Genomic DNA, 16,323 nt, shown 5'->3' on the forward strand with positions numbered 1-16,323 from the left:
GATTCAAGATGATGATCGCCTTGCCCCGCGCCGCCCCACCGATGACCTCCACGCCCGCACTGGTGGTCTTGGTGAACTCGTCGATGTTGGCCCGCGTCCCCGGCCCCGCCGACGCCGAGGACACCGACGCCACGATCTCGGCATACCCCACCTCGACCACCCGGCTCACCGCATGCACCATCGGAATCGTCGCCTGCCCACCACAGGTCACCATGTTCACGTTCGGCGCATCCAGATGCGCCCGCAGATTCGCCGGCGGGATCACCCCCGGACCCACCGCCGCCGGGGTCAAGTCGATCGCCCGGATCCCCGCCTCGGCATACCGCGGCGCCGCCGCCCGATGCACATAGGCACTCGTCGCCTCGAACACCACATCGGGCAACTCGTCACGACCCAGCAACCAATCCACCCCCTCGTGACTGGTCTCCAACCCCAACCCGCGCGCCCGCGCCAACCCCTCACTGTCCGGATCGATCCCGATCATCCACCGCGGCTCCAACCACTGCGACCGCAACAACTTGTACAACAGATCGGTACTGATGTTCCCCGACCCCACGATCGCCACCGAGAGCTTGTCCGTCACTGGCTTCATTCCTGTGTTCGAAGGTGCACTGGCTCAGGCGAACTCGACGAATACTTCGCCGAGGCCGGTGAGATCAGCTCGGAAGTGGTCACCCCTGGCCACGTCGACGGCGCGCGTGCACGAACCGGACAGGACGACGTGGCCCGCTTCCAGTGCGACGTCGTACGCGGACAGGGTGCGGGCCAACCACGCCACTGCGTTGGCCGGGTGACCGAGGACCGCGCTCGTTGAACCGCGCGTCACCAGGACGTCGCGGCCGCCGAAGCCCGAATGCAGCGCCGCATCCACGTCGGCAAGGTCTACCGCGTCGGGTGCCACCCGCCGACGCCCCAGGATGAACTTGCCCGACGATGCGTTGTCGGCGACGGTGTCGACGATACCGATGCGCCAGTTCAAGATTCGGCTGTCGATGAGTTCGATCGCCGCACTGACGTAGTCGGTCGCATGCAGCACGTCCTCCGGTGTGCAGTCTCCGGGCAGCGACGCACCCAGGACGAACGCCACCTCCACCTCGATGCGCGGGTGGCACAGTGCCGACACGTCGACGACGGTGCCGTCCTCGATCACCATGTCGGTCAGCAGATGCCCGAAGTCGGGTTCGTCGACACCCATCATCTGCTGCATCACCGGTGAGGACAGACCGATCTTGTGGCCGCAGATCCGAGCGCCCTCTGCGAGGCGCTCGGCCACGTTGGCGCGTTGGATCGCGTAGGCGTCGGCAATGTCGAGATCGGGGTAGACGTCGACGAGCGGGTCGATCGGGCGCCGCTCTCGTTCGGCGCGGCGCAGCAGGAGCGCAGCACTGTCGCGGGTTGCGGTGTCGAGCATGGAGATCCCTTCGGACGGTGCGCCCACCCTAGGAACGCGGCCGCGGTGAGCGGCGGTCGTGTTCCGCCCAGTGGACGTGGCCTAAGCCACTCTGCTAGGCCACCCGGCCGAGGAAGGCGGTGACCACCGACTCGAAGGCGTCCTTGGCCTCGATCATGGCCCAGTGTCCACACCGGGGGAACACGTGCAGCTCGGCGTTGGGAATCGTGCGCATCGGAATCAACGCCATGTCCAACGGGCTCACCCGGTCGTCTCGGCCCCAGGACAACAGCGTCGGCGCAGTCACCTTGTGCATGCGTGCCCACGGCAGGGGAGCCTCGGAGGCCGCCATCGCGGCCATCATCCCGGCGAACGCGGCCTTGCCGTACATGCGTCGCGCGGCGGCCAACGTCTCGGGATCGGTGGCCAGCGCCCAGCGTTCGTCGATCAACTCCTCGGTGACGAGCGCCTGGTCGTAGACCATCGAGTTGAGCCAGTCGACGAGGCGCTGGCGCGTGGGGTCCTCGGTGAACTCCTGCAGCAGCCGAATGCCCTCGCTCGGACCGGGGGAGAAGACATTGGTGCCGATCCCACCGATGGTTACCAGTCTGCGGACTCGCTCGGGCGCGGTGATCGCGGTGTTGATGCCCACCCCACCGCCCATCGAGTTGCCGACAATGTCCACCTGCTCGATGCCCAACGCGTCCAAGAACGGCGTCACGGCGCCCTGCGCGGTGACCATGGGATGGCCACCCCAGTCGCCGGACACCCCGAAGCCCGGAAACTCCAGGATCAGGCACCGGAACCGTGCTGCGAACGTCGGCAGCACGCCACGAAAGTTGCGCCATCCCGTGACGCCGGGTCCGGACCCGTGCAGGAACAACACCGCGGGCCCCGAGCCGACGTCGTAGTACCGCAAAGGCCCAGCGCTGGTGGTTGTTTCGCGCAGCGCGGCGGTGATGTCGGTCGAGGCAGCAGGAGTATTGGGCACGGGTCCTCTTCTCGTCGCCGCGGGATCGGCCTGCCGAGCGTCGCACGCGCCACGCGACAGGGGCAACGCCGCGTTCCGTTGACCGGTGACTCGACTCCCCGAAAAGACCCGGGATGAGCTTGTCCCGATGGGCGGGACGTTCCATGGCGGGCCCGTCGTGAAGCTGCGAGGGTTCCCGGGTCGAGACGTGTCCCCCGTCACACACCCGCCTCGAGAGTGACACGTCGAATGGAGGAAGTGATGCCGCAGCGACAGCTCGCCGTCCCGTTGCAAGGGATCGGTGGATTGTTCGCCATGTCGGTCGATGCCGCCAAGTTCATCGTGCGCGGGCCGTTTCAGTGGCGGGAGTTCCTCGAACAGTCGTGGTTCGTGGCGCGGGTATCGATGGCGCCCACCCTGTTGGTGGCGATCCCGTTCACGGTGCTGGTGTCGTTCACGCTCAACATCCTGTTGCGTGAGCTGGGAGCCGCAGACCTGTCGGGGGCAGGGGCGGCGTTCGGCGCGGTCACCCAGGTCGGTCCGATGGTGACGGTGTTGATCGTCGCGGGCGCGGGTGCGACGGCGATGTGTGCGGACCTGGGGTCTCGCACCATTCGCGAAGAGATCGACGCCATGGAGGTGCTCGGCATCAACCCGGTGCAACGGCTGGTGACCCCCCGAATGCTCGCCTCGGGGTTGGTCGCGTTGCTGCTCAACAGCCTGGTCGTGATCATCGGCATCCTGGGTGGCTACCTGTTCTCCGTGTTCGTCCAAGACGTCAATCCCGGTGCCTTCGCCGCGGGCATCACCTTGCTGACCGGCATCCCGGAGGTGGTCATCTCCTGCGTCAAGGCGGCACTGTTCGGGCTCATCGCGGGAATGGTGGCCTGCTACCGCGGCCTGACCATCTCCGGTGGCGGCGCGAAGGCCGTCGGCAACGCCGTCAACGAGACCGTGGTGTACGCCTTCATGGCGCTGTTCGTGGTCAACGTGGTGGTCACGGCCATCGGCATCCAGTTGACGAGCAAGTGACCGGCGGCACGAGGGTGGCCCTTCGATCGACCTACCCGCGCTTGGCGCGCGCGGCGCAGCGTCCCGCCGTCATCGTCGGCGGCATCGGAGACCACGTCCTGTTCTACGCCAGGGCCCTGCGCGCCGTGCCGTACGCGGCCGCTCACTACCGCAGCGAGGTCATCCGCCTGGTCGCCGAGATCAGCATGGGCGCAGGCACACTGGCCATGATCGGCGGAACCGTGGTGATCGTCGGGTTCCTGACCCTGGCGACCGGTGGGGTCTTGGCGATCCAGGGCTACAGCTCGTTGGGCAACATCGGCATCGAGGCGCTCACCGGCTTCTTGGCCGCCTTCATCAACGTGCGCATCTCGGCGCCCATCGTGGCCGGGATCGGGTTGGCCGCCACCTTCGGCGCCGGAGTCACCGCGCAATTGGGGGCGATGCGCATCAACGAGGAGATCGACGCCTTGGAATCGATGGGCATCCGGGCCGTCGAGTACCTGGTGAGCACCCGCATCGTGGCCGGCATGCTCGCCATCACGCCGCTGTACTCGGTCGCGGTCATCCTGTCGTTCTTGGCCAGCCAGTTCACCACCGTGGTGCTCTTGGGCCAGTCCGGCGGCCTCTACGACCACTACTTCACCACGTTCCTGAATCCCATCGACCTGCTGTGGTCCTTCCTGCAAGCCCTCCTCATGGCGCTCGCCATCCTGTTGGTCCACACCTACTTCGGGTTCTTCGCCACCGGCGGCCCCGCGGGGGTCGGGGTCGCCGTCGGCAACGCAGTACGCACCTCGCTGATCGTGGTGGTGTCGATCACCCTGCTCATCTCGTTGGCCGTCTACGGCGCCAACGGCAACTTCAACCTTTCTGGATAGCAGGATCACTTGTCGCACAATGCGTTACGCCTCATGACCGGCATCGTCGCGCTGGTGGTCGTCGCCGCCGTCATCGCCGGCGCGGTCGTGCTGTTCCGCGGAGGCGTTGCCAGCACCGCCTCGGTGACGGTGATCTCCCCGCGCGCCGGTCTGGTGATGAACCCCGAAGCCAAGGTGAAGTTGCACGGCGCCCAAGTGGGCAAGGTCGTCGCCATCGAACCGCTGCCCGATGGGCAGGCCGCGATCCGGCTGGCGATGAACCCCGACGACCTGGCGTTGATTCCGGCCAACACCGGCGTCCAGATCGCGTCGAGCACGGTGTTCGGCGCGAAGTTCATCGACCTCGTTCCGCCGCCGACGCCGTCGACCGACACGATGCATGCGGGTCAGGTGCTCGACGCCACGCACGTGACCGTCGAGATCAACACGGTGTTCGAGCAACTGGTGACGGTGCTCAGGCAGATTCAGCCCGAGAAGCTCAACCAAACCCTGGGCGCACTGGCCCAAGCGTTCGACGGGCGCGGCGACCGGCTGGGGCAGACGATGTCCGACTTCGACGCCCTGCTCGCCACACTCGATCCCAGCCTGCCCACGCTGCGCCACGAACTGGCCGTAGCACCCGGCGTCCTCAACGCCTACGCCGACGCCGCGCCCGACCTGACGAACACCGCCGCCAATGCGACCCGGCTCGGTGACACGCTCGTCGAGCGCCAGCACGACCTGGACGCCCTGCTCATCAGCACCATCGGTCTGGCCGACATCGGCAACGACGTCCTGGCCACCAACAGCGACCCCATCATCACCGCCATGCGCCTGCTCGTGCCCACCACCGCCTTGACCAACCAGTACCACCCCGCGCTGACCTGCGGGCTCCAGGGAGTCGAGCCGTTGGCGATGGGCGCACCCCAACCGCTGCCCGGAGTCATGCTGCTGGATTCGTTCCTGCTCGGCACGGAACGCTATCGGTATCCCAAGAATCTGCCGAAGGTCGCCGCCACCGGTGGCCCACAGTGCATGAACCTGCCCAATGTCGGCTTCGGGCAACGCCCGCCGTTCGTGGTGACCGACATCGACGCCAACCCCGCGCAGTACGGAAACCAGGGGATCCTGTTGAACTCCAATGCCCTCAAACAGGCGTTGTTCGGGCCGTTGGACGGCCCGCCTCGAAACACCGCGCAGATCGGCCAGCCCGGATGATCGGCCGCCATGGGACCGCGCTCAAGTTCGGCGCGTTCGGGGTGATCATGACGCTGCTGACCGCCGCACTGTTCGTCATCATGGGCCAGTTCCGCACCGGATCCACCAACGGCTACACCGCGGTGTTCGCCGACGCCTCCAGCCTGAAGGCCGGCGACTCCGTACGGGTCGCGGGGTTGCGGGTCGGCACCGTCGACGACGTCGCCCTGCAACGCGACAACACGGTGTTGGTGCGGTTCGACGCCGACCACGACGTCGTGCTGACGACCTCGACGAAGGTCGCCGTGCGCTATCTCGACCTGGTCGGCAACCGATACCTGGAGCTGCTCGACAGCCCGGGATCGACCCGCCTGCAGCCGCCGGGCTCGACGATCCCGCAGGAGCGCACCGAGCCCGCGCTGGACCTCGATCTGCTCCTGGGAGGGCTCAAACCCGTCATCCAGGGTCTCAACGCCCAAAACGTCAACGCCCTGACCAACTCCTTGATCCAGATCCTGCAAGGTCAGGGTGGCACGATGGAATCCCTGCTCTCGCACACGTCGTCGTTCACCCAAGCGCTCGCCGACAACGGCCAAACCGTGCAACGGCTCATCGACAACCTCAACACCGTGATGGCGACCGTGGCCCGAGACGGAGAGCAGTTCTCCGGCGCGGTCCAGCGGCTGCAGCAGCTCGTCACGGGGCTGGCCGAACAACGCGACCCCATCGGTGAGGCCATCACCGCGCTCGACAACGGCACCGCATCCTTGGCCGACCTGATGACCCAGGCACGTCCGCCGCTGTCGGGCACGGTGGATCAGCTCACGCGCCTGGCCCCGCTGCTGGCCAACGACGACGCCAAGGCCCGGCTGGACCTGTCACTGCAGAAGGCGCCGGCGAACTATCGCAAGCTGGTCCGACTGGGGTCCTACGGCAGCTTCATCAACCAGTACCTCTGCGGGATGAACGTCCGCGTCACCGACCTGCAGGGGCGCACCGCCTACTTCCCCTGGATCATGCAGACCACCGGCCGTTGCGGGGAGCCCTGATGCTGAAGTACCGCGGATCTCGGCTCGCGCGCAGCGGGCTCATCGGCTTGATTCTGATCGTGCTCGTCATCGCCGTGGGCCTGCAACCCCAGACGCTGTGGTCGATGGCCACGTCCATCAAGTACCGGGCACTGTTCGCCGAAGCCGGCGGTCTCACGACGGGTAACGACGTCAAGGTATCGGGCGTCACCAAGGGCTCGGTCACCGACGTCACGCTCAGCCACGGCAAGGCGTTGGTGACGTTCACCCTGGACAGCGGTGTCCACCTCGGCGCCGAGACCACCGCCCACATCCGCACCGGGACGGTGCTGGGCGCCCGCATGCTCACGCTCGAACCCGCGGGCAGCGGGGCCCTGCACGCCTCGGACGTCATCCCGCTGTCCCGCACGTCGTCGCCGTACTCGCTGACCGACGCCGTGAGCGACTTCACCGTCAACACCGCAGGCACCGACACCGGAGCCCTGACCCAGTCGCTGGACACGCTCTCGGACACGATCGACAGGATGGCACCCCAGCTGGGTCCGACCTTCGATGGATTGACGCAGTTGTCACGGACTCTCAACGGGCGCAACGAATCGCTGACGAATCTGCTCAAGAGCGCGGCGGACGTGACCGGGATCCTGTCCGAGCGCAGTCAGCAGGTGAACACCCTGTTGCTCGACGCCAACACGCTCACCGACGTCCTCGACCAGCGCCGCTACGCCATCGTCAACCTGCTCGCCAACACTTCTGCGCTATCGCAGCAGCTGTCCGGTCTGGTGCACGACAACGAGGACGAACTCGCGCCCACGCTGCAACAGCTGAACTCGGTGAGTGCGATGCTGGAGAACAACCGCGACAACATCGCCAGCGCACTGGCGGGCCTCGCCAAATACCAGGTGACGCAGGGGGAGTCGGTCAACAACGGCTTCTACTACAACGCGTTCATCGGCAACCTGCTGCCCTCCCAGACGCTGCAGCCGTTCCTGGACTACGCCTTCGGATTCCGGCGCGGCGCCAACGCCGGGCAACCGCCCGACAACGCCGGCCCACGCGCCGAGTTCCCCTGGCCCCGCAACGGCATTCCCGGAGGGAGCAGATGATCGATCGCCACCGTGCGTCCCTCACCCGCACCACGCTCATCGTGCTGACGATCCTCGGACTCGCCGGAACGGCGGTGCTGATACGACAGACCGTCTTCGGTCCGACCACGATCACCGCCGAGTTCACCTCGGCCATTGCGATCTATCCCGGCGACGAGGTCCGCGTCGCCGGGGTGAAGGTGGGCACCATCACCGACATCGAACCTGCCGGCGACCAAGCCACACTCACCCTCGCCATCGATCACGGCGTGGCCGTCCCCGCCGACGCCAAGGCGATCATCATGGCGCAGAACCTGGTTGCCGCTCGATACGTACAGCTGACCCCGGCCTACGAGGACAGCGGACCGGTGATGGCCGACGGCGCCCGGATCGGGCTGGACCGCACCGCCGTTCCGGTCGAGTGGGACCAGGTGAAGGACCAGCTGATGCGGCTGGCCACCGACCTCGGACCCCTCAACGGCGCGTCGGCCACCTCACTGAGCCGGTTCATCGACAGTGCCGCGGCAGCGATGGACGGCAACGGCGAGAAACTGCACCAAGCCCTCGGCCAACTCGCCGGCGTCGGCCGCATCCTGGCAGAGGGGAGCGGGAACATCGTCGACATCGTCAAGAACCTGCAGGTGTTCGTCTCTGCATTGCGCGACAGCAATACTCAGATCGTCGAATTCCAGCACCGCCTCGCCAGCGTCACCAGTGTCATCGACGGCAGCCGCAACGACCTGGATGCTGCGCTGACCAACCTGTCGACCGCCGTCGGCGACGTTCGCCGTTTCGTGGCGGGAAGCCGGGGCCAGACCGTCGAGCAGTTGCAGCGCCTGACCAACATCACCCAGAACCTCGTCGACAACAAGCTCAAACTCGAGAACGTGCTGCACGTGGCGCCCAACGCCATCGCCAACGGCTACAACATCTACAACCCCGACAGTGGGACGGCAGTGGGCGCATTCGCCCTGTCGAACTTCGCCGACCCGGTGGCGGTGGTCTGTTCGGCGATCGCCGCCGTGAAGAATGCCACCGCCGCCGAGACGTCCAAACTGTGCGCTCAATACCTCGGACCGGCGTTGTCCCTGATCAACTTCAACTATCTGCCGCTGCCGTTCAACGCCTATCTGCGGAAGGCGCCCAGCCCCGACAACCTCGTCTACACCGATCCCAACATCGCCCCGGGCGGTGCGGGTGGCCGCCCACAGCCCGTCTCCGAGCCGCCGGCGGTGTCGGCGTACACCGGCGCCGGGGACGTACCGCCCCCCGCCGGGTGGGGTGCGCCCCCGGCGCCCCCAGGGACATATGCGCCGCACGGCGCGGTGCCGGCCGATCCCTCTCCCGCTCTGTATCCCGGTGCACCGATCCCGCCCGGCGTCCCCGCACCTGCCGGGTCGCCACCGCGCTCCCTGCAGGACATGCTGCTGCCCGCCGAGGCCGCGCCGGCACCTGGAGGCACGCCATGAGCATCCGACGATCCTTCGCACGCGTGGCCGCACTCGGGTGCACCGCGGCCCTGACGCTGACCGGCTGTACCTTCAACGGGCTGAACTCCCTGCCGCTGCCCGGCACCGTCGGACGCGGGCCTGACGCCACGACCTACCACCTCGAGCTGGCCAATGTCGGTACGTTGGAGGCAAATTCACCCGTCATGGTCAGCGATGTGATCGTGGGCAGCGTGTCTCGGATGACTCCACGAGACTGGCATGCGGACGTCGAGGTCTCCGTGGAGCCCGGCGTGGTGATCCCCGCCAACGCCGTCGCGACCGTGGGTCAGACCAGCCTCTTGGGCTCCATGCACATCGCCCTCGATCCGCCGCTCGGCCAGCAGCCCACCGGGCGGCTCGCCCCTGGTGCGACGATCGCGCTCGACCGCACGTCGACCTACCCGTCCACCGAACAGACCATGTCGTCGCTGTCGGTACTCGTCAACGGCGGCGGACTGGGCAAGGTCGGTGAACTGGTCAACGAATTCAACGCTGCGCTCGACGGCCGCCAGGACCGGATCCGCGACCTACTCACCCGCCTCGACGACGTGGTCGGGACGTTCGCGGATCAACGCGACGACATCAACGCGTCCATCGGCGCGCTCAACCGGCTCTCGGGCACGCTGGCCGGCCAGAGCGATGTCATCACGCAAGCGCTGCAACGCATCCCACCGGCGCTCGACGTGTTGGTCCGGGAACGCCCCCGCATCACGACGGCTCTGGAGAAGTTCGGCCACTTCAGCGACACCGCCACCAGACTGATCAACGCCACCCAGGACGACCTGGTGACGAACCTGCGCAACCTCGAACCCACGGTGCGGGCGCTGGCCGACGTCGGTCCGAACCTGGCCGCAGATCTGGCGTTCGTGCCGACCTACCCGTACCCGCAGAACTTCATCGACCGCGCCATTCGCGGCGACTACCTCAACGAGTTCATCACGTTCGACTTCACCATTCCCCGGCTCAAACGAGGCCTCTTCCTGGGCACCCGCTGGGGTCAGGAAGGCGCACCACTGGTGCCCGCTCCCGGCGACCCCTGGTACGCCAACTACACCAAGGATCCGCTCAACATGCCGATCACGCCCGCGCCGACCGCCGTGTCGACGATGCCGCCATTGATCGACCCGCCGGCCGAACAGGCCGACGTGTCACCGGCGACGACCGCACCGCCCCAGCAGGCCGGCGCCGAGCCTGCGGCCTCGAGCGCAGGGGGCAACTAGTGCTCACCCGCCTGGTCCGCACCCAGCTGGTCCTGTTCGCGATCGCCTCGGTCGTCGGCATGACGGTGATGCTCGTGACCTACCTGCAAGCGCCCACGCTGCTCGGCATCGGTCGCATGACGGTGACCCTGCACCTCACGGGAACCGGTGGGCTCTACCGCTTCTCGAACGTCACCTACCGTGGCGTGCAGATCGGCAAGGTCACCGACGTGCGACCCACGCGCGAGGGCGCGGAAGCCACGTTGTCGCTGAACACCTCGCCGAAGATCCCCGCCGACCTGCACGCCGCGGTGCTCAGCGTCTCCGCGGTCGGCGAGCAGTACGTCGACCTGCAGCCCCGCACCGACGCAGGTCCCTATCTCCGGGACGGTTCGGTGATCGTGGCGGACGACACCTCGATCCCGCAGGCCGTCGGGCCCATGCTCGATCAGGTCAGCGCCCTCATCGGCAGCATCCCCAAGGACAAGATCAGCCCCCTGTTGGACGAGACGTTCACGGCCCTCAACGGGACGGGTCCCGACGTCGGATCACTGCTGGACTCCTCGTCGCGTCTGATCGGCGATGCCAACGCCAACGCCGACCGGACGCGGGCACTCGTCGACGACGGCGCACCGCTGCTCGACGGCCAGGCCGAGTCGGTCGACGCCATCCGCACCTGGGCCCACGGCATGGCCGGCATCACCGGACAGCTGGTGACCAACGATCCACAGGTCCGCACCCTGCTGTCCACGGGGCCCGGTGCCGCCGACGAGGCCTCGCGGTTGTTCGATCAGGTCAAACCCACCTTGCCCCTGCTGTTGGCCAACCTGACGAGCCTCGGTCAAGTCGGTGTCACCTATCACCCAGCCCTGGAGCAGCTCCTGGTACTGCTGCCCCCGGTGGTCGCCTCCACCCAGGCCTACGGCGCGCCCAAGAACAACCCGACCGGCATGTCGCTGGGTGACTTCACCCTCACCATCAACGACCCACCCGCGTGCACCGTGGGATTCCTGCCGCCCTCGGCATGGCGATCACCCGAGGACACCAGCGACATCGACACCCCGGACGGTCTGTACTGCAAACTTCCACAGGATTCGCCCATCGGGGTGCGGGGCGCCCGCAACTATCCGTGCATGGGCAATCCCGGAAAACGCGCCCCCACCGTCGAGATCTGCAACAGCGACAAACCCTACGAACCCCTGGCCATGCGACAGCACGTTCTCGGCCCGTACCCCATCGATCCGAACCTGATCGCCCAGGGCATCCCTGCGGACTCACGCGTCGACCGCGACGCCACGATCTACGGACCACTCGAAGGCACGCCGCAGGCACCCGGCACTCCGCAGTCACCCGGCACTCTGCCGGCACCAGGCGCGCCGTCGGAGCCCGGACCCACCGACGACGGCACCGCGTCGCCGCCAGCCGCTGCCGTGCCCGCGTCACCCCCGCCGGTGCCGCAGGACACGCCACCGCCGGGCGACGCACCGTTCGCGCCAAGCTCATACGGCCGCAACGACGGTCGTGCACCCTCGGTGGCGATCGCCACCTACGATCCGCGCACCGGTCAGTACGCCACGCCCGACGGTGGGGTATATCGGCAGACCGATCTGGTGCCGCACACCGGCCAGCGAACCTGGCAGGACCTCTTCCCCAGCTGAGGTGCGCTGCAGGGCGCGGTGGTTCAGATGTTCTTGACCAGCTTGAAGGGCATGGTGATGAACAGGACCTTGCTGCTGCCGCACGACCCGCTCACCCCGGTCGTCGAGTCCTCACCCATCAGCGTCGTCGAGGCCGGATCGGTCCCGCTGCCGTCGGCGGTCGCCGGGTAGAACCGGAACACCTGCAGTCCAGGACCGGCGCTACCGTCCGGGCACGGTTGCCATCGGTCCACCATCTTCTTGACGTACCAGACGCCGCTCTTCTGGTAGATCGGTGCGTCCCAACCGAAGTCGCTGCTCACGGTGCCGGTGCACTCGCCGGGGTAACTGCACGTCGTGGAGATCGACCAGGTGCTGCGGATGCTGGCTTCGTCGTGGAAGACGTCGTTGGTCTTCGACCACTCGCCGTTCGAGGTGGCGACGTAGGTGCCGTTGAGACCCCACTGCGGCGACGCCCCGGCGACGGGGCCAGACAGACCGCCCCACGCCGCCACGCCTGAAAGCACCGCCAGTGCCACCGACTTCCTCGACAACCGCACGATCGGCCTCCTCACCTCACACTCTGCTGCACAATGTCCAATCGATTGGCGCCGTATGACCATTCACCTCCCACCCAGTGGGCACCGTGGTGGCGTTTCCCCCGGCCGGTGGGAAGGTACGGAGCGTGCAGGCACGGGCGGTCGCGATGGCAGCGCTCCTCCTCGCGGGTGTGGCCGTCCCGAGTACGGCCACGGCCGCACCCCCGGAGTGCAACGACCCTTCCTGCGTGCCCGGCATCACCGGCGGTGTCGTCCTCGGGGCCGCCTGCGGCGACACCGCGCACTTCGTGTTCGGCACCACGTCGTGGGGGAGGCTGGTGTTCTGCGGCTCACCGCGGCGGTACGCGCCGCGCTACTTCAGATCACCTCCCCTCGTGGGCGTGCGCGAGGAGAACTCGTCGTGCGAGGGGACGCTGAACACCGTCGCCCAAGCGCCCGACGGGCTGTTCCTCTCGTGCGTGGCGGTCGACGGCTCCCCCCGCTGGGTTCGTGGCGATGAGTGACGTCCGGCGATCGCAGTGGCGCGTGCGGTCCCGTCGCCTCGCCGTGTATGCGTGCGGGCTGACCGCCGCGCTGTGCGGGGCCATGACGCCGACGGCAGCCGCCGACGACGGGCCACCGGTGCACCGGGTGACCTACACCGTGACCGCCGATCGGCCTACCGCCGTCGGCATTTACTACCGCGACGTGGATCCCCCGACGTGGGCCGACTACAGCCACGACCCATACCGGTTCAGCCCGCGGGACGACGTCCACCTCGAGCCCGGCATCCCCTGGGTGCACGAAGCGACACTGGCCGACCCCGATCAGTGGGCGATGGTCGCGGTGACGGCCGTGGGGCTCTCGACCTCCGATGCCATGGGCCTGCGCTGCCGGCTGGCCGTCGACGGTGTGGACGTCGACGGCGCCGAGGGCCCGCGCGGGGCCTTGTGCTCGCTGCGGCACTGGTGAGACCGGTGCGTGCGATTGGCCGAACCGATGGTGACCGCTGGGTGGGAACTTCCGGTGCCTCGGATCGCCCGCACCCATAGCGTGTGGCGACAGTCACAGTCGCGGCTGATGGGTCGGCATTCGCCGTCGCCGTCGGCCCGCGAGCAACGCATCGTGGAGGTAGGGCCATGCGGCTACCGAGCCGCGTCGACAGGACGCGTGCGACAGCACACCAGATCGACGAGGGGTCAGTGCAGCTCAGCGACGAGTTGGATGAAGCGGAGGCCGCGGCGATCGAGGCGGAAGCACTGGCCGCACGAGCGCGCGCTCGCGCCGAGGAGCTGCGTCAGAAGGCGACGCCACCATCGGTCGACGATGCGACCACACCTGGCGAGTCCACCGAATCGCCGCCTGAGCCTGGTGCCGAACAGAGCCCGCCTGCCCCCCGCGGGCGTCGGCCCAAGCTGGTCCCGGCGATGGCCGCCGCCGCCATCCTCGCCGGCGCCGGGCTCCTGGCGGCAAGCGGCTACCTGCTGTGGGGCCACCACGTGGAACAGCGGGAGGAGCACCGCCGCGCTGCCTTCGCCGCCGCCGCGTCGCAGGCGGTCGTCACCTTGATGTCGATCGACAGTGCCAAGGCAGAAGACAACGTGCGCCAGATCCTCGACAACTCGACCGGGCAGTTCCACGACGACTTCCAGGCCGAAGCCGACGACTTCGTGAAGACCGCGCAGGAGTCCAAGGCCGTGACCAAGGCCAGCACGCAGGCGGCGGCCGTGGAATCGATGACCGACGCCTCCGCGACCGTGCTCGTCACCGCTGCCACGACGGTCAGCAACTCCGCGGGCGCAGATCAACAGCCGCGCAACTGGCGTCTCAGCGTGGACATGGTGCAAGACGGTGAGCAGATGAAACTGACGAAAGTGGAGTTCGTGCCGTGACCATGAGTATCGACGAAGACACGTCCACCGAAACGCCCACGGCCGCCCCAGCATCCGACGGTTCGGCATCCGACGCCGCTGCATCCGATGCCGAACCGTCCGACACCGACGACACCCCGTCCACGAGCTGGACGCGTCGCGCGCTTGCGCGCTGGCGCCTGCTCGCGGTGCTCGCCTTCCTGCTGGTATCCGCCGCGGTGGCAGCTGCGGTCTTCTTCGGACCCCATCGCGAGGACCGTGAGACGGCCGTGGCACGCGACCAGGCGCTGGCCGCCGCGCAGGAGGGGGCCGTGGCACTGCTGTCGTATGCGCCTGCCAGCCTCGACGGCGACCTCGCCGCCGCGCGGTCCCATCTCACCGGCGACTTCCTCACCTACTACGGCCAATTCGCCGAGCAGATCCTGACACCCGCGGCCAAGCAGAAGGACGTCCACGCCTCCGCGGCCGTGGCGCGCGCCGCCGTCATCGACGCCCGCCCCGACACGGCGCAGGTGCTGCTGTTCATCAACCAGTCGACCACCAGTCGCGACAATCCGACTCCCGCCCAGGCCGCGAGCAGCGTCAAGGTGGGGCTCACGAAGATCGACGGCACCTGGCGGATCTCGTCGTTCGATCCGGCCTGAACGCCCGCCTGTGTGAGCCGCTCCACTCCCGATGAGCGGAAGCCGTTGTGCCGCATGGCCTTCGTTCCCGGCACTCTGGGAACCCGAGACGGCGAGTGGACGAAGGGTCGGTATGGCGACATCTGAGGACGACGTGGTGACCTACCGGTCCACCGGTCGGATAGCGGTGGTGACGATGAATCGCCCCCGTTATCGCAACGCCCAGAACTCCGTGATGACCTATGCGTTGGATGCGGCGTTCCAGCGCGCCGTGGACGACGACGGTATCGGTGCGATCGTACTCGCCGGCAACGGCGAGCATTTCAGCGCGGGCCATGACATCGGTACGCCGGGACGCGACCACGACGTGTCCTACGACAATCGTGCCGTGCTGTGGTGGGACCACGTCGGCAAGGGTGGGGGCGATCAGCGTTATGCCCGTGAGATGGAGGTCTACCTCGGAATGTGTCGCCGCTGGCGGGACATTCCGAAGCCCATGATCGCGATGGTGCACGGTGCGTGCATCGCCGGCGGCCTGATGCTGGCCTGGGTGTGCGACGTCATCGTCGCGGCCGACGACGCGTTCTTCGCCGACCCCGTCGTCCGGATGGGGATACCCGGCGTCGAGTACTTCGCCCACCCGTGGGTCGTCGGCGCCCGTTTCGCCAAGGAGATGCTCTTCACCGCCGACCGCTTCACTGCGCAACGGGCCTACGAGGTGGGGATGGTCAACAGCGTGGTCCCGCGGGACGCATTGGAGTCGACGACATTCGGACTTGCCGATCGGATCGCGCAGATGCCCCCCTTCGGGTTGGCCTTGGCCAAGCGCGCGGTCAACCAGTGCGAGGACCAGATGGGACTGCGAAACGGCATGGACTCCGTCTTCGGGCTGCACCACTTTGCGCACGCCCACAACGCCGAGACGGGGGCCGGCTCGTTGGGCGGAATGGACGCGAAGACCATGGCCGGCCGCGCACCCCGCTGACGCGGCCTACATCAGCGACAGCGTGAACGGGTAGGTCAGAGTCCCGGGAGCGCCGTCGCAGCCGGCATCGAAGGAGGACGTCAGTACGCCGACGCGGGTGATGGCGTCCCAGGAGTAGACGTCGTGGGTGGGTATCGTCGCGCCGTAGTACACGTTGCCGCAACGCAATCCGTCGGGGACGTCGACGGCCAAGACGTACCGGCCGTCCTCGAGGTGCGCGTCACCCGAGTACGGAAACGCGTGCGCGACCGGTTGGGGGATCGCCTGGACGTGGACGCAATCGCCGTCGCACCGGGCCAGCGCCCAGATCCACGTGTGGAAGTCGTACCTGCCGTCGAGACGTAGTTCGAAGTTGCCGTGCGGCGTGTCGGCGCCGGCGGGAGGCGCTCCGGTGGCCAGCGTGCCCGCCACCACCAGGGCCAGCAGCATCGACTTCATGTC

18 protein-coding genes are annotated in these 16,323 nt (G+C 67.8%); 13 read left to right on the forward strand and 5 right to left on the reverse strand.

Annotated elements, in window-relative coordinates; translation table 11 throughout:
• From AC30CM_RS09000 to AC30CM_RS09010, 3 genes are all read right to left on the reverse strand, one after another.
• A partial coding sequence (locus AC30CM_RS09000) for an acetaldehyde dehydrogenase (acetylating) (protein WP_490116510.1) occupies positions 1–583 on the reverse strand: 583 nt, incomplete at its 3' end.
• 33 nt (positions 584–616) lie between these two features.
• Positions 617–1,411, reverse strand: a complete 795-nt coding sequence (locus AC30CM_RS09005) for a 2-keto-4-pentenoate hydratase (protein ID WP_490116511.1) — start codon at positions 1,409–1,411, stop codon at positions 617–619.
• 94 nt (positions 1,412–1,505) lie between these two features.
• Positions 1,506–2,381, reverse strand: coding sequence for an alpha/beta fold hydrolase (locus AC30CM_RS09010; protein WP_490116512.1), 876 nt, complete (start codon positions 2,379–2,381; stop codon positions 1,506–1,508).
• Between the two features lie 240 nt (positions 2,382–2,621).
• On the opposite strand from AC30CM_RS09010, the gene AC30CM_RS09015 reads away from it, so the two are divergent.
• The 8 genes from AC30CM_RS09015 to AC30CM_RS09050 are packed head-to-tail and all read left to right on the forward strand — an operon-like array spanning position 2,622 to position 11,885.
• Positions 2,622–3,392, forward strand: a complete 771-nt coding sequence (locus tag AC30CM_RS09015; protein WP_490116513.1) for an MlaE family ABC transporter permease — start codon at positions 2,622–2,624, stop codon at positions 3,390–3,392.
• A gap of 14 nt (positions 3,393–3,406) precedes the next feature.
• Complete coding sequence (locus AC30CM_RS09020) at positions 3,407–4,252, forward strand: ABC transporter permease (protein ID WP_490116514.1); 846 nt, start codon at positions 3,407–3,409, stop codon at positions 4,250–4,252.
• A gap of 33 nt (positions 4,253–4,285) precedes the next feature.
• On the forward strand, positions 4,286–5,449 hold the full coding sequence (locus AC30CM_RS09025; protein WP_490116515.1) for an MCE family protein: 1,164 nt from the start codon (positions 4,286–4,288) through the stop codon (positions 5,447–5,449).
• A complete protein-coding gene (locus AC30CM_RS09030) occupies positions 5,446–6,477 on the forward strand; it encodes an MCE family protein (protein ID WP_490116516.1) in 1,032 nt (343 codons plus the stop codon). Before AC30CM_RS09025 ends, AC30CM_RS09030 begins: the two co-directional genes overlap by 4 nt.
• A complete protein-coding gene (locus AC30CM_RS09035; protein WP_490116517.1) occupies positions 6,477–7,559 on the forward strand; it encodes an MCE family protein in 1,083 nt (360 codons plus the stop codon). Before AC30CM_RS09030 ends, AC30CM_RS09035 begins: the two co-directional genes overlap by 1 nt.
• Positions 7,556–9,007 (forward strand): MCE family protein, encoded by a 1,452-nt coding sequence (locus tag AC30CM_RS09040; protein WP_490116518.1) that lies wholly within the window; start codon positions 7,556–7,558, stop codon positions 9,005–9,007. Before AC30CM_RS09035 ends, AC30CM_RS09040 begins: the two co-directional genes overlap by 4 nt.
• On the forward strand, positions 9,004–10,248 hold the full coding sequence (locus tag AC30CM_RS09045) for an MCE family protein (protein ID WP_490116519.1): 1,245 nt from the start codon (positions 9,004–9,006) through the stop codon (positions 10,246–10,248). The genes AC30CM_RS09040 and AC30CM_RS09045 overlap by 4 nt, the downstream gene beginning before the upstream one ends.
• Positions 10,248–11,885, forward strand: coding sequence for an MCE family protein (locus tag AC30CM_RS09050; RefSeq protein ID WP_490116520.1), 1,638 nt, complete (start codon positions 10,248–10,250; stop codon positions 11,883–11,885). Before AC30CM_RS09045 ends, AC30CM_RS09050 begins: the two co-directional genes overlap by 1 nt.
• 23 nt (positions 11,886–11,908) lie before the next feature.
• Here AC30CM_RS09050 and AC30CM_RS09055 read toward each other — a convergent pair whose 3' ends face one another.
• A complete protein-coding gene (locus AC30CM_RS09055) occupies positions 11,909–12,424 on the reverse strand; it encodes an Rv2253/PknI dimerization domain-containing protein (RefSeq protein ID WP_490116521.1) in 516 nt (171 codons plus the stop codon).
• Between the two features lie 125 nt (positions 12,425–12,549).
• Between AC30CM_RS09055 and AC30CM_RS09060 the strand changes: the two genes are divergently transcribed.
• From AC30CM_RS09060 to AC30CM_RS09080, 5 genes are all read left to right on the forward strand, one after another.
• A complete protein-coding gene (locus AC30CM_RS09060) occupies positions 12,550–12,927 on the forward strand; it encodes a hypothetical protein (RefSeq protein WP_490116522.1) in 378 nt (125 codons plus the stop codon).
• A complete protein-coding gene (locus AC30CM_RS09065; RefSeq protein WP_490116523.1) occupies positions 12,920–13,375 on the forward strand; it encodes a hypothetical protein in 456 nt (151 codons plus the stop codon). The genes AC30CM_RS09060 and AC30CM_RS09065 overlap by 8 nt, the downstream gene beginning before the upstream one ends.
• Positions 13,376–13,605: 230 nt before the next feature.
• On the forward strand, positions 13,606–14,295 hold the full coding sequence (locus AC30CM_RS09070) for an Rv1363c family protein (protein ID WP_490116524.1): 690 nt from the start codon (positions 13,606–13,608) through the stop codon (positions 14,293–14,295).
• A gap of 2 nt (positions 14,296–14,297) precedes the next feature.
• A complete protein-coding gene (locus tag AC30CM_RS09075; RefSeq protein ID WP_490116525.1) occupies positions 14,298–14,918 on the forward strand; it encodes a twin-arginine translocation pathway signal in 621 nt (206 codons plus the stop codon).
• Between the two features lie 112 nt (positions 14,919–15,030).
• Positions 15,031–15,882, forward strand: a complete 852-nt coding sequence (locus AC30CM_RS09080; protein WP_490116526.1) for an enoyl-CoA hydratase — start codon at positions 15,031–15,033, stop codon at positions 15,880–15,882.
• 6 nt (positions 15,883–15,888) lie between these two features.
• Here the strand turns inward: AC30CM_RS09080 and AC30CM_RS09085 are convergent, their stop codons facing one another.
• Complete coding sequence (locus AC30CM_RS09085; protein ID WP_490116527.1) at positions 15,889–16,320, reverse strand: hypothetical protein; 432 nt, start codon at positions 16,318–16,320, stop codon at positions 15,889–15,891.
• Positions 16,321–16,323 lie beyond the last annotated feature (3 nt).

The organism is Mycobacterium sp. DHQP2018-32-09 (assembly GCF_058148405.1).